Origin of the sequence: Rhizobium sp. SG741, assembly GCF_012275435.1 — a bacterium.
Lineage (GTDB): Bacteria > Pseudomonadota > Alphaproteobacteria > Rhizobiales > Rhizobiaceae > Rhizobium > Rhizobium lusitanum.
The window spans coordinates 1,024,745-1,047,997 of sequence record NZ_JAAZQP010000001.1; the positions used below are offsets into that span (position 1 = coordinate 1,024,745).

Sequence of the window (23,253 nt, forward strand, 5' to 3'; positions counted from 1 at the left end):
AGCTTTGCAGCATTCAGCCGAAGACACGACGAAGCTGGTCGCGAATCCAACCAGCATAAGGGGCGATTGGCTTTGAGTATCGCAACTCCTCTGCCGGTGTCGGAGGCGGATCGTTGCCGATGTCTCGTATTATCTGGGAAAATGCGGAAGCATCCACTGGCGAAGGGACGACCGACCAAATCGCAATTTGGGACGTGCTGCCGTCGGTGGAGAAGTATCGGCAAGTAACCGTTGTCGTGACGTGATCAGCATTCCTGTTCAATGCGCTGAAGTTCAGTATTCCGGTATAAATTACTGGCTTCAGCGCTCCCCTATCAAACTCCTTCAGGTAGAATTTTTTCAGATCGGGATGCCGAAATGCCTCGTCAAGTTCGGCTCTGGTGGCGGGCCTCTCACCGGGGATAAAGCTGTTACGCTCATAGCTTGACGGTACCACGAGTGCCGGTTTCAGATTTTCCTCACAAGCCGTCACGATCGGCGGGTCGAAGGCGCCGCAACTGCTCAGCAGCGCCAACAGAAACGACGTGATCGCAATATTTGAAAACAACTTCATGAAATCCCCCGAATGCGCTGGGTGATTTCTGCCATCTATTCGAAAGGTACGCTAGTGGCTGATGTTGCAACTCTTGGTATTTCTGTTGATAGCTCGAATGTGCGGAAGGCCACTGGTGACTTAGATGGTTTTGCTGCGGCGATGGGGCGTGTGACAAGTAGCTCTGGCGCAACGTCACGCGCGTTCAAGACCATGAATGGCGAGGCGAAGACGACTGGTGGAACCGTCGATAAGGCGGCCGCAAATGTACTAAAGTTTGGAGCCAGCTACGGTCTCGCTGCGGATAAGTTGAGGGGCGGGCTAATGGCCCTTGATGCTCGACCAAACAACGGTGCGCACTTATCCTATGCTTCAGCTACGGAGACACAGAACACCATCGCTGCTTCCGCAAACGTATCATCTACCGGGGACAAGGATTATGATTATTTTCTGGCACATAGGGCGGATTTCGCGAACGATACAGGTAAAGGCATAGCGGATATCCTTTTGAGCGCTACGAGCTTCGCGGTGAAAGGCATAGCTAATGAAAAAATTCCTTATGTAGGTGAAGTTGGCGAGTGGGTAGGTAATTGGATAGAGTCCTTTAGCCCGGCGATAATGCGTGAAAAATCTGCGGCACAGATCAAGTCTGACGCTCAGCTTGCCAGGGAAGTGCAATCTTTGCCGGGGCAGAAAAGCAATCCGGCAGTTGAGAAATTTGCGGCTGAGAAAATCTCAAGAGAGGATCTTCTCAATCAAACTGTTGGATTTCGTGAGAGCGCTGACCGCACATTTAGTCAAGCTCTCGGTAAGTTCGAAAGTGTCGCGGGTGAGTTCGATGTATTACTTTCTGCCTCTGCAGGCAGGGCTGGTAGTCAGCTTTCCGAACTGGGGAATAGCTATTTAGATTTCTATGATAAACTTAAAGCGGGCACCGCTCAAATAGTGGACGCGCAGAACTTTGATAAAATGTTGTCCAAGACGGCGGCGCAAATGCCCGATGATCCTGAACTTGCTGAGTTTTCCAAGAATTTCAAAGGCGTTCTCGGATCAATCATACAGGACTTGACTGTCGCGAATGGTTTGAAAGCGCAACATGAACTGTCTAATAGGCCTCAAAGCCTCGCCGCCGATCCAGCAAAGCAAATCGTTTTCCCCCAAGGCGGCGCCAGCGCGAATATGCTCCTTCCAAATATTTCTGCTTTCTCTCGCGTCAGTCCTCTTGCGATTGAAATGAAGTCCACCGCGAACAGTATTGGCGTTCAAAACAGCCAAAAGGACGAACTCCACGGCACTCAGCAAGCCATGGACGCTCTTACGAAATCCTCGAAGGTCAACACGGAACAAGCGATGGTTGGAATACAGACCTCCACTCAATCCGCTGCCGCGACGGACAATGTGAAGTCGAAGGTTGTCACGCTGAAGCAAAGTCAGGACGATCTTCAGAAAAGCGGTGCAGCGCAGTTGGCGCAGATGCCGCAATTGACCAAGGCGGCCAACGATCAGGCTGATGCCTATCGGCGCGTTGCTGAGGCGCAGTCGCTGCAGAAATTGGCGGGCGATATCCAGTTCCAGCAGGATCAAATGGGCCGCTCGACCATCGACCAGACTGTTGCTTCGACACAGAAGCAATATGGCCTGCCCGTCGATATGAATTCGGCCTCGGCCAATATCATTCGCTATAATGAACAGCTGAAATATGCCCGCGAGCTTGCCGGCGATTTCGCCTCGACGCTGGTCAGCGGCTTGCGCAATGGCGAGGGCCTTTGGAAATCCCTGGGGAAGGCGGCGATTTCCGTGCTCACCAAGATTTCCGACAGGTTGCTGAACGATGTGCTCAACAGCCTGTTCCAGGTCAACAGTGCCGCCGCAGGCGGCGGGCTGTTCGGTGGGGGCGGTATCCTTGGCGGGCTTTTCGGCGGAGGCGGCGGGCTGGATCTCGGCATTCTGGCGCGATCGCCGCAGGCGGCGGCAGCGGTCGCGAGCGGCATTCCCGGCCTTTGGGCCGATGGCGGCTATACCGGCCCTGGCGGCAAGAATGAGCCGGCCGGCATCGTTCATGCCGGCGAGGTCGTCTGGAGCCAGAAGGATATTGCCCGAGCTGGCGGCGTCGGCATCGTCGAGGCGATGCGGCTTGGCCGGCGTGGCTATGCCGATGGCGGCGTGGTCGGCGAGAGCGGGCCGCAATTGGTGCGGGCGCAGCCGGATGCTGCCGTTCCCGTCCGTCGCCTCAGGGCCGACAATCAGAACGATGCCTCCGGCTCCGCTTCCGGCGTGCATGTCACGGTCGGCGTTTCCGTCGATGAGGACGGCAATCTCAAGGCCTATGTGAAGAATGTCGCGCAATCGGAAGCGCAGAGTTCGACGCGGCAGGGGCTGAATGATTTCAATCAGCAGCTTCCCGATCGCGTCGCGCAGATCAACCGCAATCCCCGGAGGCGCTGATGGCCGTTTCCTATCCCTACAGCCTGCCGGCCTTTGCCGATCTTCTGAAGATCTCCAGCATCGTCTGGGATATTCAGCGCAATGACGAGCTTTCCGGCTCCGGCGATGGCCGGGTCTGGCAGGCGGAGCTGGCGCCGCCGCTCTGGACTGGCACGGTGACGCTGGCCGACATGTACAATGCGGAGGCGAAACAGATTGCCGCCCGCATCCGCAAGCTACACGGCGCCCAGGAGGCGCTTTTTCTTTATGATCCGCTGTCGAAATATCCGCAGGCCGATCCCGACGGGACGAAGCTCGGGAGCGCTGCGGTCAGTGTTGCAGCACTCGGGGCCGACAATGCCTCGCTCAGCCTCAAGGGCCTGCCGGCCGGTTATCGTCTGACCGTCGGCGACAAGATGCAGATTGGCTATGGCGGCCGCTACGCCTTTCTCGAAGTCTCGGAAACGGTTGCTGCCAGCGGGCAGGGGATCACGCCCGTCTTCGGCGTCTTCCCGCATCTGCCGGCGGGCTTTGCCGCCGGTCTCGGCGTGACGCTTCTGCTGCCGGCCTGCAAATGCCTGGTCATGCCGGGCAGCCACAATCCCGGCACCGCGAGCGGCCCGATCACCTCCGGCGCCACCTTCAAGATCATCCAAAAGAAATAGACGATGAAGAACATCACTTCCGCTTTCTTCGCGGCGCTGACCGGCGCGCGCGACAAGGGGCTCGTGCCCCGTCGTTTCGTATGGATCACCGGCAAGGATCTCACCAGCGGCGCGCCGGCCTCGATCGGCCTCTGGACCGGCGATGACGACATCAACATAACCGTCACCTCCGGCGTCACCGGTTTGCCCGAGGCGCGCACCTATTATGGCGGCCTCAATCTGCAGGTGAGCCCGATCCCGCGCACGGCGGATCTGACGATCCAGACCGTGACCATCACCATCGGCCAGATCGCGCCCGCCGTGCAGCAGCTCGTGCGCGGCTATGACCTGCGGTTGGCGCCGATCGAAATCCACGACATGACGTTCGATACCGGCACGCGCCTGCCGAGTGCTGCTCCGGAAATCGCCTTTCTCGGCATTGCCGATGGCGCGCCGGTGAAGACGCCGGCAGTGGGGCAGGATGGCGATATCGAAATCTCGGCCATCTCCGCCGCCATCGCCATGCTGGAGCGCACCAACCCGGCCAAATCCTCCTACGAAGGCCAGAAGCGCCGCAGCGGCGATGAATTCGGCCTTTATTCCAGCACCGTCGCCAATTGGCAGATCCCCTGGGGGCAGAAATGAACAGCGATCTCGTCAGGGTCAAGAACTGGCGTGCCCGCTTCGTCGCCGAAATCGATCGGCTGAAGCGCACGCCCTTTGCCTGGGGCAGCCATGATTGCGGGCCGGGCCTTGCCGGCAATCTGGTGCTGGCGATCACCGGCGTCGATTGTGCCGCCCAGTTTCGCGGGGAGTATTCGACCGCCGCCGGCGCGCTGAAGACGATGAAGGTGGCGGGCTTCGACAATCTTGCCGATCTCGTTGCCAGCATGTTGCCCGAGATCCACCCAAGCGAAGCCGGCATCGGCGATATCGCGGCTATCCCGCACGAGGGGCCCTTCGGCTACGCGCTCGGCGTCGTCAATGGCGAGCGCATTTTTGTGCTGCGCGAGAGCGGGCTCGGCACGGTCGACCTGCTCGACGCCAAGCGGGCCTTCAAGGTCGGTTAATCCGGCCTCTCGATATCAATTTTATCCCTGACCGGTGATAAGTCGGCGCAGCGTTGGTTGCGACGGCCCTTTCCCACGCGCCAATCGAGGTCGTCCGATCCATGAAATATCTCATCCTGCTTCTGAACGTCCTAAGTTTCTGGCTGGTGGCGGATGCGGCGCATGCCGACCCGCTCAGCCTGGCGATCAGCTCGATTGCGAGTTTCTTCTCCTCGATCAGCATCGGCAAACTAATACTGACGGTTGCCATCAATATCGGCCTTTCGCTGGTCGAAAAGGCGCTGGCGAAGAAGGATAAGCCTCAGCCAGCCGGAACGAAGCTCGAGATCAGCATGGGGGACGATCATGCGATGTCCTTCATCATCGGCAGCTACGCGACCGCCGGCAAGCGCAAATATGCCGGCACCTGGGGCGAGGACGGCAAGACGCCGAATGCCTATTTCACCGACGTCATCGAAATCGGTAGCCTGCCTAACCGCGCAGGCGAACGCGGCCTGAGCAGCCTTTGGATCGACGATCAGAAGGTCGGCGTTCTCTGGGAAGAGCCGCACCCCGACGGTCGCGGTTTCCCGGTTCTGCAATATCGCGTCAAGGGCAAGGACTATCTCTGGATCAAATTCCTCGACGGTACGCAGACGAGCCCCGATCCCTTTCTGACGGCCAAATTCGGTGGCCATGCCGAGCGGCCCTGGAAGCCGACGATGATCGGCCGTGGCTGCCAGGTGGTCATTCTCACCTCGCGCTATAATACCGATCTTTTCAGGGGCGTCCCTGCCGGCCTTTTCGAGCCGCACCCGCTGCCGCTCTACGACGTCCGCAAGGATTCCTCGGTCGGCGGCAACGGTGCGCATCGCTGGGCCGATCCTTCGACGTGGGAGCCTAGCACCAACCCGGCTGTGATGACCTACAACCTTGCCCGTGGTGTCTACTACGGGTCGGAATGGGTCTACGGCGGCCAGAACATCGGCGCCTTCTGCCTGCCGGTGGCGAACTGGATGGCAGCGGCGAATGCCTGCGACGCGTCCGTCCAGCTCGACGGCGGTGGCAGCGAACCAGCTTTCCGTGCCGGCTACGATATCCAATGCGATCAGGAACCCCTCGATGCCATTTCGGAGCTGCTGAAGGGCTGCAACGGCCGCATCGCGGAAGTCGGCGGCATCTTCAAGATGCTTGTGGGAACGCCGGGTGCGGCGGTCTATTCTTTCACGGATGACGATATCATCGTCACAGAGGAGCAGGATTTCCAGCCATTCCCCTCGCTTTCGGCGACTTATAACGCCATTGAAGCGACCTATCCCGAGCCTGCGGAAAAATGGGCGACGAAGGATGCTCCGGGCCGTTACAATGCCGATTTGGAAGTTCAGGACGGCAATCGCCGCCTGCCGGCGCAGATCCAGCTGCTCACCGTTCCGTTCGCCAATCAGGTGCAGCGTGTCGGCCTGGCGATGATCCAGGATTATCGGCGTTTTCGTGTGCATCAGGTATCGCTGCCGCCGGATGCCTATCCGCTGGAGCCGAACGATGTCGTTTCCTGGTCTTCCGCGCGCAACGGCTATGACGAGAAGAAATTCCTCGTCGTCAAGGTCGAGCCGCAATCCAGTTTCCTGATCGTCGTTACCCTGAAAGAAGTCGACCCCGCCGACTATGACTGGCATCCTGGCCTGCAGCTGCCCACCGCCACCGGCTGGCTCGGCCCTATCACGCCGCCATCGCAGCCGATGATCGGCTGGACCGTCGAGCCGGCAACGGTGAAGGATGCCGGTGGCATCGATCGCCGTCCGGCAATCAAGATCAGTTGTGCGCAGGATCTCGATGACGTTACGGGCGTATGGGTGCAGGTTCGCCTCAAGGCGACCGGCGATGTCGTGTTCGACAGCGACAGCAATCCCTATGCCTCTCCCTATTCCTGGATCATTTCCGGACAATGGATGATCTCCAATACCGACTATGAGGCGCGGGGCCGATACCTCCCAAGATCGAACCGCGCAACCGATTGGTCGGCATGGCTGACCGTCAAGACGCCAAACGTCCTCATCCAGGCCGGCGACGTCCTCGACGGCGCTATCATCGCCTCGAAGATCGCCGACGCGGCCGTTACGGCCGCAAAGATCATGGACGAGGCCGTCACCAACCTGAAGCTCGCCGACCAGGCCGTTTCGACCGCAAAGCTTGAAGTGGCGGCGGTCACGGCCGACGTGCTGGCGAGCGGTGCCGTCATTTCCACCAAACTGGCCGATGGCGCGGTGACGGCCGCCAAGCTCGCCCAAGGTGCGGTGGACGCGACCAGCCTTGCGAGCAGCATCAAGGCCGTCGAAGTCGTCTCTGATCTTCCCACCTCAGGCAATGTCGAAGGCCGGCAGGTTTTCCTGACGACGGATGGTAAGCTTTATCGTTATCATGGCGGAGTGTGGACTGCGGCAACGTCAGCAACCGACATCACCGGCCAGATGACGGATGCGCAGATCGCGGCCGTTGCAGCGGCAAAGGTGACGGGGGCGATGGTTTCCTCGCAGATCGCGGATGCGGCGGTCACGAATGCAAAACTTGCGGCTTCCGCCATTGATGCGACGAAGTTTGCTTCCGGCATCCGGCCGGTGGAAATCGTCTCGAGCCTGCCGACGACGGGCAATGGCGAAGGTCGCACGGTCTACCTGACCACGGATGACAAGCTTTACCGCTACACCGGCAGCGTCTGGACATCGGCAACAGCGGCTGGTGATATTGCCGGTCAAATCGTCGGAACGCAGATCTCCGATGGGGCGATTTCGACGCCGAAGCTCGCGGCCGGCGCAGTGACTGCCGACCGGATCGCGGCCAACAGTATCACGGCCGGTCAGATTGCTGCCGGTGCGGTTTCCGCCTCGCAAATTGCGGCTGGCGCAGTCACGTCGGACAAGCTCGCATCGAATTCCGTCAGTACCAATAAACTCGCGGTCGGTTCCGGCGCGAACCTGCTCCAGAATTCGAGCTTCACGATGGGTACGGATTGCTGGACCTATCTCCCCTGGGGCACCATTGCCGGCCTGTCCTTAGCACTCAATCCGGTGGGCTGGTCATGGTCAGGACGGAACAATTCGACACTAAGGTTGTGGCAAAATAGCGGGCCAGCAGGTGCAGACACCTATGCGGACATCCGTTGGCTGCGTCCGGATGGTGCCGCACTTGCTGGCTCCTTGAAGTACTCCGTCCCCTGCGTGGCCGGGGAATGGTTTGAAACCACGGTCTATGCTTCCGCCCACCGTTGCCAAATCGAGTTGTATATTGCCTGGGTGGGCGCGGACGGCATTGAAGTTGGCTACAGTTCGAGCGCAACCAATACCAATAATGCGATCTCAGGAGATGCGAACAATCCGGACCTTTGGCTGCGCTTGCGGGTAGCAGCAGCTGCGCCCTCTAACGCTGTGGCAGCTTCCATCCTTATTCGCAAGCGCGACACGCAGGCGGGCGGTGCAGACAGTTATGCCTTTGTAAACAAGCCAATGCTGTGCCGCATTCCGTTCGGAGCGTCCGAGCCGACGCCTTGGAGCGATGGCGGCATCGTTCTCGTCACCAACGGCGGCATTGTCGCGAATGCGATCACGGCCGACAAGATTGCGGCGAACGCCATCACGGCGAAAAGCCTCGTTCTGCAGGATTGGGAAAACCTCGTTCCCGACAACCAATTCCAGACGGCGTCGGCCTGGTTGTCCCGGCCTGCGAACGTCGCGGTGCAGCCGATCACCACACAGGCGTTCACATCCAAGGGTTCCTTAGAGTTCACATACGCCGGCAACGGAGGCTATCAGCTCGCGGCTCAGTCGACATCCTTCCCTGTCACGGCAGGTCAGCAGTACCTCGCCTCAATCCAGATGGTGCGCACCTCGGGCACTAAGCTGAACGTATGGGCACGCATCCACTGGACGGGAGTCGATGGACTGACGCTCAGCCCTGACGTCTGGGGAGACATCGCCAATACTGGCGGCCCGAACGCTGTTGGCGGCGTTCAGACCTTCTCGAGCACAGTCACCCCCCCGGCAAATGCATTTGGCGGACTTGTGCGCATCTACGTTCAGACCCTCTCCACGCAAACGGATGGTAACATCTCGTTTGGTGGCATCAGCATCCTGCGAAAGGCTTCGGCCAGCCTGATCATTGATGGCGCAATCACCGCCGATAAGATTGCGGCAAATGCGGTCATAGCAGGCAAGGTGGCCGCAAACGCGGTTACGGCAGGAACAATCGCCGCGAATGCCGTGACGGCCGGTACGATCGCGGCCGGTGCGGTCTCGGCTGGACAGATCGCGGCCGGGGCCATCACGACGGATAAGCTGGCTGCTGGGTCTATCTCCAGCCAAGCGCTTGCTGTCGGCAACGGTGGCAATTATCTCTCGAATTCGGACCTGTCTGCGGGCCTCACCGGATGGGGGCCTGAGTGGTCGAATTCTGCCTCCAAGTTCACGCTTTCACTGCGCACGGACACCTACGCGCCCATTCCTGGCGCTATCGAAATTCGGCAGATCAGCGGCGATCAGGGGATCGAGTACGGCGTGACATCCTACAATGCGGATGGCAGCGGTCAGCAGTTCGCCGTCAAGCCAAACGGCTGGTACGAGCTGTCCGTTTACTATCTCGGCCATCGCTGCAACGGCGTGCAGCCTTACCTTGCGGTGTTGGACGCTAATGGCACTCTTCTCGCCTATCCCAATTGGGGAGTTTTCCCTGCAGCCCAGAACATTGATCCGCAAAAGAACCTCGCCAATTATCAGCGGTTCTGGGCCAAGGTTCAGATGCCGGCGAACGCAGCCAGGGCCATAGTCTTCTTCCGAATGAAGGGGACCGTTGCCGGTCAGAACGACAGCTTTCTTTGGCTGGCGCGCATGTATTTCGGTGAGGCCCATCCCAATCAGACAGAACCGAGCCCATGGAGCGACGGCGGCGTCACGATGATTGCTGGCGGCAACATCGTCTCTAACGCGGTGACTGCCGACAAGATCGCCGCGAACGCCGTCACGGCCGGAAAGGTCGCCGCCAATGCTGTCACGGCCGGCACGATCGCGGCCGGTGCGGTCACCGCCATCACGATCGCGGGCGGCTCTATTACCGGCGACAAGCTTGCCGCCAACACGATCGGCGCAGGCCAGATCGCGGCAAATGCCATTACCGCCAAACAACTCGTCCTGACCGATTTCAGCAACATGGCCGACAATGGCTGGCAGACCGGAACCCTGGATGGCTGGACGGTTCAGAACCAGCAGGCCTTCTATAACGACACAGGTTCGGGAGATGCGGCCGGCTGGGTGCTGCAGTCCCTCGGCCGCGACTGCGCGCGGTCGAACTTCATCACCGTGACGGCGGGCGAGGTCTATGCCTTCGATGTCTGGGTCTACAACACTGATGCCGGCACCGCGAACATCTATGCCGCGATCCAGACGCCTTCTGGCACATGGGCATTCAACGCTGTAGCCTCCACCTCCACCAAAAACGGATGGGTGCGCCTGCAGGGCCGCTACACAGTGCCAAGCGGCTATACGAAACTTTCGATGCTGCTTCAGGTGGAGAAGACGGCCGGAACTGGCAGTTCCTGCTACTGGTCGAAGCCGGTCATGCGCCGCGCCGTCTCGGCCGAGCTGATCGTTGACGGTGCCGTGACCGCGAACAAGATCTCGGTCAACAGCCTCGACGCCATCACCGCCAATCTCGGCGCGGTCAATATCAGCTCGGCCGTCATCGGCTCGCTGCAGGTCGGCACGTCCAATATTCAAGGTGGCGCTGTTACGGGAGTGGGCGCTGGGCGTGTCGCCGGCACGCAGACCATCGGCGCAAACGGCACGGTCAATCTCGTAAGCTGTGTCGTCAATGTTGCCGGCGATGGCCGCGTGGTGATTGATGCCATGACGCTCGGTCAGTTCAACCAGAACGGCGGCAGTCAGAACTCACAGCCGATCGGCTGCAACATCTTCCGCGACGGAACGGCGATCTTCAGCCAGACCTATTATCTTGGCGTGGTCCAAACCGTTGTCTCTGGAACAGGAGGCAGCAACGGCACGACGACACAAACCACTTATACGGCGGGCCTCGTCGCCGTCTCTGGCCTCTACGACGCTCCCGGTGCCGGCAATCACACCTACATCCTGCAGCTCTATTGCCCCAGCAACACCATCGGCTGGAACGAAAGCAACATCACCGCCACAGCTTTCAAGAGGTAACTCCATGACAGCGTTAGAAGACAGAACAATCCACTACATCGTCCATGGCCCAGACGGCGCAATCCGCCAGAGCGGCGATTGCGCTTTGAGCCTGTTGCCGCATTATGCCGGCATCTACGGCGAGGGCTTCAAGGCAATTGAAGTACCGGCCGACCAATATCGCCGAGACATCGACGCGCACTGCTATGTACTGGACGGCGTCATCACCTCCAAAAGCATCGTGCTCGATGTCACCGAATACACCGTCCGGGCAGATGGCTTTGACACGGTGCGCCTTACGTTGCCGGCCGGCACCTCGGTCCTTCATGCCGGCGAGATCGTCGCGATCGAGGACAACGTCTTCGAGTTTACGACCGACGTTCTTGGCGACCACCGTTTTTCCTTCATCGCCCCAGCAGGTTTCCATCATTTCGAGGTGACCATCCATGCTGTTTAACATTTCGGCTGATCTTGCTCTGGAACGTCTCCAAGCGCAGACCGACATCGATCGTCAGGTCAGGATGGCGCGCATGATGTTCATCACCGTCATTCCCGGTCAGGAGGCCGTCTATGCGCTGAAGCGCCGCGAGGCGCTGCTGATTGTCGCCGATCGGCAACAGGGCGCAAATGTGCCCGAGAGCGAGACGCCGCACATCACGGCCGAGGCCGCAGAGCATGGCGTTAGCCGATTCGAAAAGGCCGTCGAGATCCTGACGCGAGACCAGCATTGGGCAGTCGGATCGCAGATGATCGAAGCCGTCCGCCGATCGGCAAACGCCGTTCTTGCCGCCGCCAACTCCGCTCCCGAAATCCGCGCCGCCGCCGACATCGATTGGCAGGACGTCCGCGCTTACGCCCAAGCTTAAACACAGGAAAGGACTGCCATGTACCGCATTGACAGCATGTATGAACCGATGGTCGAGGCGCTGCTTTCGGCTCGCTCGGAAAACCGGGCCGATCGCTGGATGGCCTGCGTCGCCTTCTGGCTCGGCCGACAGCAGATCTATAACGTGCCGGATTACTGGCTCGCACTTGCCGCCAAGATCACATCCGGACTGGATGCCGCCGATAAGGACGCAATCCTCGATCAGCTCAGTAACAAGGAAGCCGCCCTGGTCAGCGCGGCCGGTGATTGGCCGGAAATGCCGTCGAGCCTTCAAGCCGTTGTTGCCAGCTGGTCTCCGGAACCGATCACTGTCGATCTCTACGCCTATGCGGCGACCAAGCGCTATGCCGTCGAAACGGGCGGCATCGTCATCGATGGCATGCGCGTCATGACCGATCGGCAGAGCCAATCGCTGATCACTGGAGCCTACAACTATGTGCAGGCGAACCCGGAGGTGACGGTGAAGTTCAAGACGGCGGCCGGCTTTGTCGAGCTAACGGCGGCACAGATGACGGCTATCGCCAATACGGTCGGCGCTCACGTCCAGGCGAGCTTTGCCGCTGAAGGTGAAGTCGACAAGCAGATCATCGCCGGCACGATCACTACGACGGCGGAAATCGACGCCTTCGCGTGGCCGGCAAACACTGCAGCCTAAGTGTATTTTCAAAAGAACGCTTAAGCAACGATCTGAGCTTGCGGGTTATACAAGACTCTTCACGCCATGTGGCTCAGCACGGCTGCTCTGCAAGAGATGCGGCTCCGCCGCGCTGGGGGAGAGGCAGAACCTGGTGACCGGGAAACGGCTCACGTGATGCGAACAATACACTGGGGGCGAGCTTGTTCGCATCGATGGCGTTTACCGCCGCCGGCTGAAGCCTAGCTTGAAAAAATCCGGTCGTAATCAAAGGCGCCGCGAATGCGGGCCGGACTTTTGACAATAAAGGAAAATGACATGGAGCACGCAAAGTTTTTTGCGGGGTTGCGCTTGTCGCTGTTTGGCGGGCGACTGTCGACAAATCAGGTCAATGGTATCGAGGCAATCGTGTCTGAGTTGGAGGCCAGACCGTTGGATAGCCGATGGCTGGCTTACATACTCGCGACGACGTATCATGAGACGGACAAGACTATGTGCGCCATCTCGGAGAATCTAAACTACTCGGCCGCCGGTCTGCTTGCGACCTTCCCGAAATATTTCACGGTGGGGGAGGCCGGCGCCTATGCCCGGCAGCCACAGCGGATTGCGAACCGCGCCTATGCAAACCGGATGGGCAACCGGGACGAAGCCAGTGGCGACGGCTGGCGCTACCGTGGTCGTGGTCTGGTACAGATAACCGGGCGTGACAATTATACAAAATACGGGATTGCCGATGATCCGGATAAGGCGCTTGATCCCATCAAGGCCATTGAAATCCTATTTGACGGGATGACCAACGGCCGGTTCACCGGTAAGAAATTGTCGGACTTCTTCACTGCCACTGCGACCGATTGGATTGGTGCGCGAAGAATCATCAATGGTTCGGATCGCGCGGTCGATATCGCCGGTCACGCCAAGAAATTTGCCGCGGCACTCGAGGCCGCACGATAGTCTTGCCGCAGGTTGGATCCCAGATGGCGCTGCCATCCGCCAGGGGGTCGCGACCAATATGGGCCCAAATTTGCTGACGAATTCATAGGGTACTCACGGATCAAAGCGAAACGCCCGGCTTAAGTTCCGTTGCGACCAACCCAAGGATGGCCAATCACCTTCGGCAAGGTTCAATTGCCCCTTCAATCAAAAAACTCTCATCGGCAGACCAATCGGCCAATGAAGCCAGGCGATATCATATGAACGACCCTAGTGAATGTTGTCCGCGGATCGCGCCCATCCCTCCATGTGAAAAAAGGAAAAAGATGTTCAACACCAATGCTTTGCATAATCTTCTCAATGTATCCATCACCCTGTCGGCACTGATCGTTGCCATTCTGTTGGCAACAGGTTGTGCTCAGCTTGCTGATGGCACGTTAGAGTGTTCACAGTCCTTTGTCGGCCCCAGCTACACCGCTGCTGCAGTTGCCGCTCTGAGCGCTCTCAAGATCGCGGTCAATATCATGCGTGATGGGGTCTCGGGGTTGATAAAACCTCAGCCGCCTGTCGGCAAATAAGGCTTTTCCCGCAGCGCGCCTCGACGAACGAGGGCGTCGGATTTCCAGTAGAGAAAACAATGACGATGCACGAATTTCTGGATGCGTTGGGCATCAAAGCCGGGGTCGTCATTGCTGGCCTTTCCGGCGGCATCTTGCGTGGTCTTTCCAGGCGTCGATACACAATGCGGGAGATTGTTGCATCGCCGATCTGCGGAGCGCTGGCGGCAGCATATCTAACGGAGCCGGTGCTTTTTTACCTGCGTGCCATCAATTGGCCTCTGCCGCAAAAGGATGTCGCAGCCATGAATGCGACGGCTTTTGTCGTCGGCGTATGCGCCATGTGGATTGCCGACTTGATCTTCGACGCCATTTCCCGATGGGTGAACGGCGGCCGTGGGGTACCGTGACCCGTGCCTGATATTTCGAATGTTCCTTCTGCGTGGGATCGGGTTGTCCGCGAAGGCAACGTGATCGATCTCCGGATTTCGATTGATATCCGGTCTGTTCAATCTACTTCTTACCTGCTCTCACGAGAGTTTGAGGAATCAAGGAGGGGAATGAAATGAGCTTCGCGATCGACCTTGCAGATCGTTTTGCCGTATCCACATGGTCCCTGCACCGTGCGCTCGGCGGCATTTATCCATATAGGCCCGATGGTGTCGAAACACCGACCCGCCAGCCTGCTTATGGGGAGGGGATCGTCGACTTGATTGATTTGCCGCGCCAATGCGCTGAGCGCGATATCTTTCGGCTCGAGATTTGCTCTTTCCATTTGCCAAGCCGTCTGTCGAGCTACGTTGCCGACTTGCGGAGCGCCGCCGAAGAAGCGGATGTTAAGGTGCAAACACTGTTGATCGAGGATGGTGATCTCAGTAATCCCGAGACGGCTCGACGCGACGCCAAATGGATGGCCGGTTGGATCGATACCGCAGTGGCTCTCGGGGCCGAGAATATGCGCGTGATTGCCGGCAAGGCTCAGCCAAGCGATGCAGCTTTACATCGGGCAGAAATACATCTTCGCCAACTGGCTGAGGAGGCTGCCGACGCGGGTGTACGTCTCGTTATAGAAAACTGGTTTGATCTGCTGCCCGGCCCGGCGGAACTCAATCGCGTTCTTGATGCCTTGAATGGCAAAGTCGGTCTCAACGGGGATTTCGGCAATTGGGAGCGCGCTGGCAAATATGAAGATCTAGCGAAGATCATGGGGCGTGCCGAATTGTGCCATGCCAAGGGTCGTTATTCAGCGGCAGGTCTTGACGCGGAGGACTACGCACGTTGCGCCGAACTTTCCGACGCTGCCGGTTACCGAGGCCCTTTCACGCTGATCTATGATTCGCAATACCATGAAGATGAATGGACTGGGATTCTCGAAGAACGCGATTGCATTGCAGGTGTCCTGCAAAAGGTCACAGCAGCATAAAGACGTGTTTATCGGAACTAAAATCCAGTCGTTTGGGAGCGGTCTGACGCGTCTGTTTTTGCGAACTATGTCGACCGTTTCCAATGCGGCCCACATTGCATGACGTCGGTCTCAATGAAACTCATGGTCATGCAGCGCGCCAAGAAGCCGGTCCTGCGTTTGATAGCCGGCGTCGTAAAGATTTATAGCCACGTTGGCCGCGGACAGGCCCTCTTGGCTTTGTAACTTGATGTTGCGTTCGGCGCACCAAGCAAAAAGCGCGTTTGCAAGGACATCGATGTCGTCGGCATAAAGTGGCGCACTGACCATCATAGACATTCGCTACACCATTGTTGAAAGCTTGAACCGGATGGATGTAGCGCACACTGCTTTGATTTCTGAGATTTGCAATCGCCTTCGTCGGTCGACGTTAACGTCAGCCTGATATGATACACGTGACCTGTCTCTTAACGCGACATAGCGTCTTTGCGGCACATTATTGCGGGGTTTGATGCGATCCAGACTGAGCCGGGTCCGGGTGCACGGCAAGTTTGCTTCTTGAATCATGGCGCGCGACAAGAAGGAAGGCGCCAAGCGTAAGTGCTAGCGCCACCATGATGGACAAAACTAATCTCGGCCCTGAAGGCATCATTGATGGGTTGGATGCGACGCCCTGACCGCGGCCTCGATCAACTCCTCTGCGTAAGAAAGCGCAGATGCCACGTCTTCACCGTCCAACTTCAATTCCGTGCATTTGCGATGCATGGCTCTGCGAATTTGTGACAAAAGCACGGCGTCGATATCAACCTCGCCTTCATCGAAGACATGCGTCAGGGCGGATTGAGCAACGATTTCAAGAACGGCAACACGGCCCTCTATCTCACCTAGAGATGGAATTGCATTTCTCTTTACATGATGCTTGCAATCGCGATGGGTGGTAAGCATTTCGGTGGCCTCCTCTTTAAGAGGACATAACCAACAAGAAGCAAAAAGGTTCAGGCGAGTTCATTAAAAAACTCGCAAGATCCTCGTAGCATTCCCCTTGCAATGTTTGTCGACATCGAAACGCATCCGCCTGCCTGTCATTTCATCGGGCAAAGCTTGGGATCCGACAATACATCGGTACAGCGAGGCGACCGACGAAAATCATCATAGTAGAGGGTCCATACCGTTGTATCTGCGGCGCGATAGGGGCCAAATTTGAAATATTGGTTCTTTCCAAGCCCTTGGTCTGCATGTCCAATGTGTCCCGTGACCGTGACAATCCATTTATCATTGGCGAATATTTCGATATGCCCTGAGCCATCTGGGCCGGGCTTACTGTAAATGGCGAAGTCTATCCAGCCGGAATCTGGTGTCGGTAGTTTGTTACCACGATCGATTACTTTAATAGCGTTGGTGCAACCGGTAAACTCAGTGCCGTCTTCATTGCTCCAGTTGCCATCTGTGGCGACCAGCGCACGCATTTGATTGGTGTTCGGACGAAACCAGACCGGTGTCTCGTTATCGCTGCAAGCTTTGCCGGTGCTCTCGAGCTCGTCCTTCTTGGCAGTTGGGGCGACATAGTTCGTTTCGACAGTCGCGAAGAGCTTGCCGTTGTTGAGCCGGAACGCCAGGAAGGGACTGAAATCACCTTGTGCTTTTGGGCCGATCTCTCGCTTCCACTGCGCTATGAGATAGCGATGATCGCCTGAGGGAATGGGATCGGCGAACTTGACGGCAAAGCCGTACCAGACGCCCTTATTGTATGGAACGCGATATTTGGTACGCTCCCAGATTTCCGCTCTCTCGCTGCAGTTCGCCTTGCCCGGCGGGCACAATGGTTTGACGCTGAGCTTCAACGCCCCGGTGCCCGAGCGTTTGACTTCCGATTGAAACTCGACTGAGCCTGCTTTCTGCTCGGAGTTGTCGCGATAATAAAGATGACCGGATGGCGCGAACTCGCTGCCGTCGAAGCCATCGCGTAGCACCAATTGAGCCGGGTCGTCGGCCAAGGCCGGTGTCACGGCGCATGTGCAAGTGCATGCCAGGATAGCGGGCAGCGCGTATTTTGCATTCATGCTGGGATATTCCTCTGGCGAGATATTCATGGAGCGTAATCAATGACCTGTTCGCTTCGTGCGGGCAAGCGAGCGCAATGCGGTTTCACGATGCGTTGATAGCGACCACGGCAGATCCAGAGGCGTTCTCTGCATTTATTATTTGCAATGTATAGGCCGATTGTCCAACTTTAACTGCCTGTTAGACGCTTTGCGGTTCATATCGCCGCAAACTGGGCTTTGGTTGCGGTTATCAGCGCCCCGGACATGACGGTTCGTCGCCGCAACCTAATCGACGTTTTGATGTCGGGCATGAGAGAAACCGACTGAAGATCGCTGTTGGGGATCGCCCGTGGCAAACGGAGAAGCAGGGGTGGCCGGGGACGCGACCGAGCCACGACGAAAAATCGTCATTCTGACGTCGCATGCGTTTTTACGCGGTTATCGCAAGGCGTCGATCCACTTCGTTGCATCCCGCTGGGCCGAGCAGGGACACGACGTCCATTTTCTCACCATTGGCCATAGTTGGCTGACTCTGCTCAAGGATCGCCCGCGCTTCCGAGCCTTGTCGGGAAGCCAAGCGAATCGATTTCAGACTATCGGCGTCAATCTGAGGGCGGGCGCGTATCTCCCGCCACTCCATGCATTCAGTTCGAACAACCGCTTTCTGAATGCGGCAAATGCGATGCTCTTTCGGCTTTATGGCAGCTACCTGCCGCGCTTTGCCCGTCATGTCATAGCCGCTGCCGATCTGGTGTTGATCGAAAGCGGCTCAGCACTTGCTTTCTTTGACCGGATCAAGCGGCTCAATCCGAAGGCGCGAACTCTGTATTTTTGTCGCGACCTGCTGAGAAGCATACGCGCAGCACCTGTGCTGCAAGATATTCAAGCTGCCGCGGTTAGTCGCTTCGACGCAATTTGCGTTCCTTCGGAAAGGCTCGGGGCGCTGCTTCCCCAGGGTGGGCGTGTACGGGTCATTCCTCAGGGTGTCGATGCCGCCGTGTTCGATCGCGACCAGCCGTCGCCGTATCAAGCTGGTAGCCGCAATGCTGTTTCGATCGGTAACATGCTCTTTGACCAGCCATCTGTCGCCGCCATGGCTGCGGCCGCTCCGGATGTGAATTTCCATGTCTTTGGTGCGCAATGGAGTGGTTGGGCGCTGCCGAACATCGCCATCTACGGTGAGAGGGATTTCGAGAGCATCGTACCATACTTGCAGCACGCCGATTTTGGCATCGCTCCCTATCGCCTGACGGCAGATGAGATTTACCTGGCGGAATCGAGCTTGAAACTCGCGCAGTACAGCTACTGCGGTCTACCGATCCTGCTGCCTGATCTCGTTCCCTTTACCCGTGCGAACGGTATTGCCTATCGCCTTGACGGCGAAACCGCTTGGCGAGAGAAGGTCGACGCGGCGCTGGCGATGCGGCGTTCGCCGACTTTTCGCGATGGGATAATGACCTGGGACGAGGTTGCCCGGCAGACATTGGCTGCCGCTTTTGAAACGCCATGATCGGGCTTAGGCCGGTGCGACGAGGTTCAACAGACTGTTGACGAGCGGGCGTGATGCTCGGGGCAATTTTCCGCCGGCAGTATCCATCAGGATTCGTACGTCTTCGGGCGTAATCAAGCGCAGAAATCGGATTGCCAGCACGTAGGCGACGGCCCCTGCGGGAATAGCCGTCGCAACGGCCGCTGCTCCGTCGAAATTGTAAATGCCGAGCCCTGCGGCGGCCGCGCAAAGAAGGGCAGCCAGTATCGTTTTTGTCAACGCAGCAATGGGTATGGCAACTCGGACATATTTCCAAGCAGTCCGGCCGAGTAGTGCAAAAGTCAATGTCACAATCGTCGCGCGAGCAAGCGCGGCTCCCTCTAGCCCCATCAGTGGTACGAGAACGGTCAAGAGCATTATCGTCAATATGCCGCTTACGATCTGCACGCGCAGCAAAAGAGCGCTGCGCCCGGACGCGCCGATCATACCCCAGGGGATGACAGACAGGCCGGCAGGCCAAACAAAAGCGAGCAGCGTTGCCGCTGCTGGAATCGCGGGCTTGAAGGCATCGCCAAAGATCAGCGGCAAAAGATCGGGCATGATGGTTGCGCCGCCAAAGCTGATCGGCAGCATGATCAGAGCGACTATGCGAATGACGCGACTATATGCGGCTTGAAGCATCTGGCGATCATCTTTGGCCTGGGCATCGGTAAAGCTGACGATCAAGGCAGGCGATATCTGGAGCATGACCTGTTCGATGAGACCGGCCAGACCGAGACCTGCAGCAAAATAGCCAATGCTGGTGGGAGAGAGGACGAGGCCGAGAAACAGGAACTCAATGCGCGATAGGACTAGAATTTCGATAAGGTCGCTCAACCATATATAGCGACCATAGCGATGCATTTCCGGCGTCAGTGCTTCACGAGAAGGCCTGATATCGCGATCGATGTAGCCGCGCAATTTCAGCGCCTGCGGCAGGTAGCGCGCGATATATCCGATCAGGACGCCGGTTGGACCAAGCAGCCAGGCTCCGATAAAAACGAGTGGGACCTGCAGTATTCCGCCAAGAACGGTGCTACGCGCGGTTTGGCCGAAACGATTTCTTCCGCGAGCGATTGCTGTGGAGAAGACGTGAAATGTGTAGCTCAAGAACAACAGCCCGGTGACGATCCAGAACCAGGCGTGTCGCGCGTCGCGCTGAACGTAAGTGATTGCGGCAAACACCAGTATGGCCGCACTTACCATGCTGACTGAAATCATGAAGCTGCGTAGCGCCGTGCGCACCAGCGCTTTCCAGGTTTCCCCATCGCCAGAGAGGCTGCCGGCATTGCGCAGCAACGTCTGCGGCAGGCCCATATCCGCCAATGCTGCTGCGGAGGTCGCAACCCATAACGCGTAAGCGACTTTGCCGGACCCTGCCGGGCCGAGCAGGCGCGCAGCTATGATGCTGCTCGCAAAGCCAGCAGCCAGCGAAATCGACGTCGCGGCCAGACTGATCAGCGAGCTTCTAAGAAGATTGGACGTAGTCGCACTCATGGCAATCCTCCTAGAAGGCTGTCGCATAACCTTGTGTTAAAGGCAGGCTGATAATTTTCACTTGCGTTCTAGTTGAAATTCGAGATGGCCGCCATGACAGATAGAGCCGCCGACCAAGATGGATTTCTCATTCCGGGATATCTGCAGAGGGGCTTGCGCGAGCGGGCGCATAATCTTCTATGGAGGCTTATGTCGCCGCTGCCCGATAGATCTTACTGTGCACTAAAATATCGCGTCATTCGTGGCAAGTTTCCCGATTTGAGGTCGCCTCAGACCTTCACGGACAAGATTCAGGCCCGGAAACTATACGATCGCAATCCGCTCTTCCCGCGCTTCGTCGACAAGGCCGATGCCAAAGTGCTGATCGCGGAGAGGGTTGGCAGCCAATACGTCATTCCGACGCTCTGGGTCGGCACGGATTTGGCTACCGTCGATTGGGCCGAAATTCCCTTGCCCGCCGTTGTCAAACCGACTCATGCGAGTGGCGTGGGGCGATTTCTTTACGGAGAGGCCGATGTGGATCGGCTCCTCACGAACAATCCCTCCGCCGAGTGGCTGACGATCGATCATGCCTTCTACAACAGGGAGTGGGCCTATCGGCAGGTCGAACGCCGTATTCTCATCGAAAGCATGTTGCTCGTCGAAGGGCGCGTTCCGTGGGATTACAGGCTTTTCACGTTCAATGGCAAGGTGTCGCATATCGAGATCGACATTCGCGAGAATGGCCAGGGCTATTCCTGTAATTACACGCCCGATTGGAAGAAGCTACCGTTCTACGACCGGGATTATCTTGGCCTTTATCCGGGCCATGTGGCACGGCCGCCGCGGCTCGATGAGATGATCCATGTCGCGGAAACGGTCGCTCGCGACATCGATTTTGTTCGCGTCGATCTCTATGCGTCGGCGGAGTGGGTTCGTGTGGGAGAATTGACGTTTTATCCGGGTGGAGGCTTTGAAGCGTTCGAGCCGGAAGAGCATGATCTCCTGCTCGGCCAGAAGTGGCAGCTTGGTTTCGAAATACCGAAGAGATAGGTGGACAAATCACTCTTTGCGCGTTTCATAAGTCGATCCATTTTTAGGGAAGGTTTTCCATGACGATCGACCAGGACCTCACTCGTATCGGACTGCAGGAGGAGACTCTGCGTTTCGACGCCTTCGACCTCTCGACCGCCTGGGTGCTCGGCAAGCTGCTGCATGACCTTGCCAGCGAGCGCAATCTGGGCGTTGCCATCGATATCACGCTGCATTCGATGCCGGTTTTCTACATTGCCTTGCCCGGATCGACGCCCGACAATTCCAACTGGATACGCCGCAAGCGCAATATGGTGCTGCGGTATTTCCGCAGCAGCTATGCCAGTACTTTACGGCTCCAGCAGCAGGGGAAGACGATCGAGGATAACGGGCTTTCGGGCGCCGATTACGCCGCATCCGGCGGCAGCTTCCCTATTTTCGTCAACGGCACGGGCTGCATCGGCGCCGTCACGGTTTCAGGCCTTCCGCAGCGTGAAGACCACAATCTCGTGGTTGAGGCTCTCGCGCTGACGCTCGGCCACGAACTTCACAATCTCAGCCTCTCGTAGAGGGTTATGGCGGCGCCAAGCCCAAAGCGGGGCGCCGCCGGCAATCTCAGATTTTGCCGCCAGCTTCGGCGATGACCTTGGTCAAGCTGCCGGTCGCCGGGAAGAGCGGAATCAGGCTGGCTTGCAATGCGTGATAGATATCGCCCTTACCTGGGAACAGTGTGTGGGCCGGAACGAGATCTTCCGTTAATTCCTCATGCCAGCCGCCATTGGCGTGGTCTATAAACGAGCGGCCGATGACGCTCCAAATCTTGCGGTAGCTCTCCTCGTGAAAATCGCTAGGAACATGCTCGTTCAGATAATGGGCGGCGCCGGCGCCCTCGCATGCGGGCCACCAGAGCTTGTTGCGTTTGGCGGGAACGTCTTCCCAGTCGAGGGTATAGAAAAAGCCACTCTTTTCGTTATCCCAGCCCAATGACATGGATTGGGAGAAGAGGCCCTTGGCTGCTTCCGGCATCCAGTCGTGCCGCTTTTCTCCCAGCGACCAGAGCTGCAGGATGAGCCGCGCCCATTCCAGCCAATGCCCGGGCGTCGTGCCCGATGGGCGGAACATCTCATTGCCGCGATAATTCTTGTCGAGTACCCAATCGGCATTGAAGTGTTCCGCGACTCGCCAGCCAACCGAACCGGCCGAGCGACGAATGACGAGATCGGCGATGCTTTCCGCCTTTTCAAGATAGCTCTTGTCGCCGGTGACCTCGAAAGCAGCCATCAGCGCTTCCGTTAGATGCATGTTGGAGTTCTGGCCGCGATAGCTGCCGCCGTCGATCGGCGACCAATCCTGGTTGAATTCCTCGGCAATAGCGCCGTGCTTTTCCTCCCAGAACTTCGTATTCAGAATTTCGGTAACGTCGGCGAGCATGCCGTCGGCCAGCGGATGGCCGATCGTCTTGGCGGAGGAGGCTGCGAGCAGTACGAATGCGTGGCCATAGCCCTGCTTGCTTGAATCGACCGGACCATCATTGTTCAGTGACCAGACATAACCACCATGCTTCGTGTCGCGATGGTGGCTCCAGAGGTAGTTCATTCCGTGGTCGACAATATCATTCGCGCCGGGGCGGCCGAGTAGCGATCCGATCGAGAAGCAATGCACCATGCGGGCCGTCGAATGAATACCGCGCGTGGGATTGATCGCGTCCAGCGGCTTGCCGACATCGTCCATGTCGTAAAAGCCGCCATTGGGATTGACGGCGCGATACTGGAAGAAGTCAAAAAGTGCGCTTGCCTGTTCGAGCAGCCAATGCCGATGATAGGCGCGCGTGCTCCAGTTTCCGAGCGCTGCCGGTTCAACCTGTATGTTCATGCCATCCTCCTTGGATTCTTTCTACAAGCCCTATAGCGCCGCCCAAAAGCGCTGTCATGG

Annotated in this window: 21 protein-coding genes; 15 read left to right on the forward strand and 6 right to left on the reverse strand. The window is 58.0% G+C overall.

All coding sequences use genetic code 11. The features are described 5' to 3' along the window. Positions 1–13: 13 nt before the first annotated feature. A complete protein-coding gene (locus FHT29_RS05225; RefSeq protein WP_047562850.1) occupies positions 14–553 on the reverse strand; it encodes a hypothetical protein in 540 nt (179 codons plus the stop codon). Between the two features lie 12 nt (positions 554–565). Here FHT29_RS05225 and FHT29_RS05230 point away from each other — a divergent pair, with 12 nt between their 5' ends. From FHT29_RS05230 to FHT29_RS05285, 12 genes are all read left to right on the forward strand, one after another. After that, on the forward strand, positions 566–2,977 hold the full coding sequence (locus FHT29_RS05230) for a hypothetical protein (protein ID WP_131512308.1): 2,412 nt from the start codon (positions 566–568) through the stop codon (positions 2,975–2,977). Next, complete coding sequence (locus FHT29_RS05235; protein WP_168599268.1) at positions 2,977–3,621, forward strand: hypothetical protein; 645 nt, start codon at positions 2,977–2,979, stop codon at positions 3,619–3,621. The genes FHT29_RS05230 and FHT29_RS05235 overlap by 1 nt, the downstream gene beginning before the upstream one ends. Positions 3,622–3,624: 3 nt before the next feature. Beyond that, positions 3,625–4,245 carry a hypothetical protein gene (locus tag FHT29_RS05240; protein ID WP_168599269.1) on the forward strand — a complete coding sequence of 207 codons (621 nt, stop codon included), beginning with the start codon at positions 3,625–3,627 and terminating at the stop codon, positions 4,243–4,245. Beyond that, positions 4,242–4,670 carry a hypothetical protein gene (locus FHT29_RS05245; protein WP_168599270.1) on the forward strand — a complete coding sequence of 143 codons (429 nt, stop codon included), beginning with the start codon at positions 4,242–4,244 and terminating at the stop codon, positions 4,668–4,670. Before FHT29_RS05240 ends, FHT29_RS05245 begins: the two co-directional genes overlap by 4 nt. A 101-nt stretch (positions 4,671–4,771) precedes the next feature. Then, positions 4,772–10,855: a phage tail protein gene (locus FHT29_RS05250; protein WP_168599271.1), complete on the forward strand. Its 6,084-nt coding sequence runs from the start codon at positions 4,772–4,774 to the stop codon at positions 10,853–10,855. A gap of 4 nt (positions 10,856–10,859) precedes the next feature. Then, positions 10,860–11,291, forward strand: coding sequence for a hypothetical protein (locus tag FHT29_RS05255; protein ID WP_131512312.1), 432 nt, complete (start codon positions 10,860–10,862; stop codon positions 11,289–11,291). Further along, a complete protein-coding gene (locus FHT29_RS05260) occupies positions 11,281–11,700 on the forward strand; it encodes a hypothetical protein (RefSeq protein WP_047562862.1) in 420 nt (139 codons plus the stop codon). Before FHT29_RS05255 ends, FHT29_RS05260 begins: the two co-directional genes overlap by 11 nt. A gap of 18 nt (positions 11,701–11,718) precedes the next feature. Then, positions 11,719–12,375, forward strand: coding sequence for a DUF4376 domain-containing protein (locus FHT29_RS05265; protein WP_047562864.1), 657 nt, complete (start codon positions 11,719–11,721; stop codon positions 12,373–12,375). A 297-nt stretch (positions 12,376–12,672) separates the two neighbouring features. Continuing rightward, the gene (locus FHT29_RS05270) at positions 12,673–13,305 is read left to right on the forward strand and encodes a hypothetical protein (RefSeq protein WP_037200672.1); all 633 of its coding nucleotides are present in this window, start codon (positions 12,673–12,675) and stop codon (positions 13,303–13,305) included. Between the two features lie 305 nt (positions 13,306–13,610). Next, entirely contained in the window at positions 13,611–13,862 is a 252-nt protein-coding gene (locus FHT29_RS05275; protein ID WP_168597940.1) for a hypothetical protein, read from the forward strand. 59 nt (positions 13,863–13,921) lie between these two features. Next, positions 13,922–14,251, forward strand: coding sequence for a hypothetical protein (locus FHT29_RS05280; protein ID WP_037200675.1), 330 nt, complete (start codon positions 13,922–13,924; stop codon positions 14,249–14,251). Between the two features lie 155 nt (positions 14,252–14,406). Then, positions 14,407–15,264 (forward strand): TIM barrel protein, encoded by an 858-nt coding sequence (locus tag FHT29_RS05285; RefSeq protein ID WP_168599272.1) that lies wholly within the window; start codon positions 14,407–14,409, stop codon positions 15,262–15,264. Positions 15,265–15,375: 111 nt separating this feature from the next. Here the strand turns inward: FHT29_RS05285 and FHT29_RS05290 are convergent, their stop codons facing one another. From FHT29_RS05290 to FHT29_RS05300, 3 genes are all read right to left on the reverse strand, one after another. Next, positions 15,376–15,582, reverse strand: a complete 207-nt coding sequence (locus tag FHT29_RS05290) for a hypothetical protein (RefSeq protein ID WP_168599273.1) — start codon at positions 15,580–15,582, stop codon at positions 15,376–15,378. 309 nt (positions 15,583–15,891) lie between these two features. Beyond that, entirely contained in the window at positions 15,892–16,188 is a 297-nt protein-coding gene (locus FHT29_RS05295) for a hypothetical protein (protein WP_037200679.1), read from the reverse strand. 137 nt (positions 16,189–16,325) lie between these two features. After that, positions 16,326–17,303 carry a polysaccharide lyase gene (locus tag FHT29_RS05300; protein ID WP_047562868.1) on the reverse strand — a complete coding sequence of 326 codons (978 nt, stop codon included), beginning with the start codon at positions 17,301–17,303 and terminating at the stop codon, positions 16,326–16,328. A gap of 331 nt (positions 17,304–17,634) precedes the next feature. Between FHT29_RS05300 and FHT29_RS05305 the strand changes: the two genes are divergently transcribed. Next, the gene (locus FHT29_RS05305; protein ID WP_112440432.1) at positions 17,635–18,795 is read left to right on the forward strand and encodes a polysaccharide biosynthesis protein GumK; all 1,161 of its coding nucleotides are present in this window, start codon (positions 17,635–17,637) and stop codon (positions 18,793–18,795) included. A 6-nt stretch (positions 18,796–18,801) separates the two neighbouring features. Here FHT29_RS05305 and FHT29_RS05310 read toward each other — a convergent pair whose 3' ends face one another. After that, a complete protein-coding gene (locus FHT29_RS05310) occupies positions 18,802–20,310 on the reverse strand; it encodes an oligosaccharide flippase family protein (protein ID WP_047562873.1) in 1,509 nt (502 codons plus the stop codon). Between the two features lie 93 nt (positions 20,311–20,403). Between FHT29_RS05310 and FHT29_RS05315 the strand changes: the two genes are divergently transcribed. Both FHT29_RS05315 and FHT29_RS05320 read left to right on the forward strand, forming a co-directional pair. Then, positions 20,404–21,342, forward strand: a complete 939-nt coding sequence (locus FHT29_RS05315) for an ATP-grasp fold amidoligase family protein (protein ID WP_047562986.1) — start codon at positions 20,404–20,406, stop codon at positions 21,340–21,342. Positions 21,343–21,401: 59 nt separating this feature from the next. Next, positions 21,402–21,890, forward strand: coding sequence for a heme-degrading domain-containing protein (locus FHT29_RS05320; protein ID WP_034504181.1), 489 nt, complete (start codon positions 21,402–21,404; stop codon positions 21,888–21,890). A 46-nt stretch (positions 21,891–21,936) separates the two neighbouring features. Here FHT29_RS05320 and FHT29_RS05325 read toward each other — a convergent pair whose 3' ends face one another. Next, the gene (locus FHT29_RS05325) at positions 21,937–23,193 is read right to left on the reverse strand and encodes an AGE family epimerase/isomerase (protein ID WP_047562876.1); all 1,257 of its coding nucleotides are present in this window, start codon (positions 23,191–23,193) and stop codon (positions 21,937–21,939) included. Between the last annotated feature and the right edge of the window lie 60 nt (positions 23,194–23,253).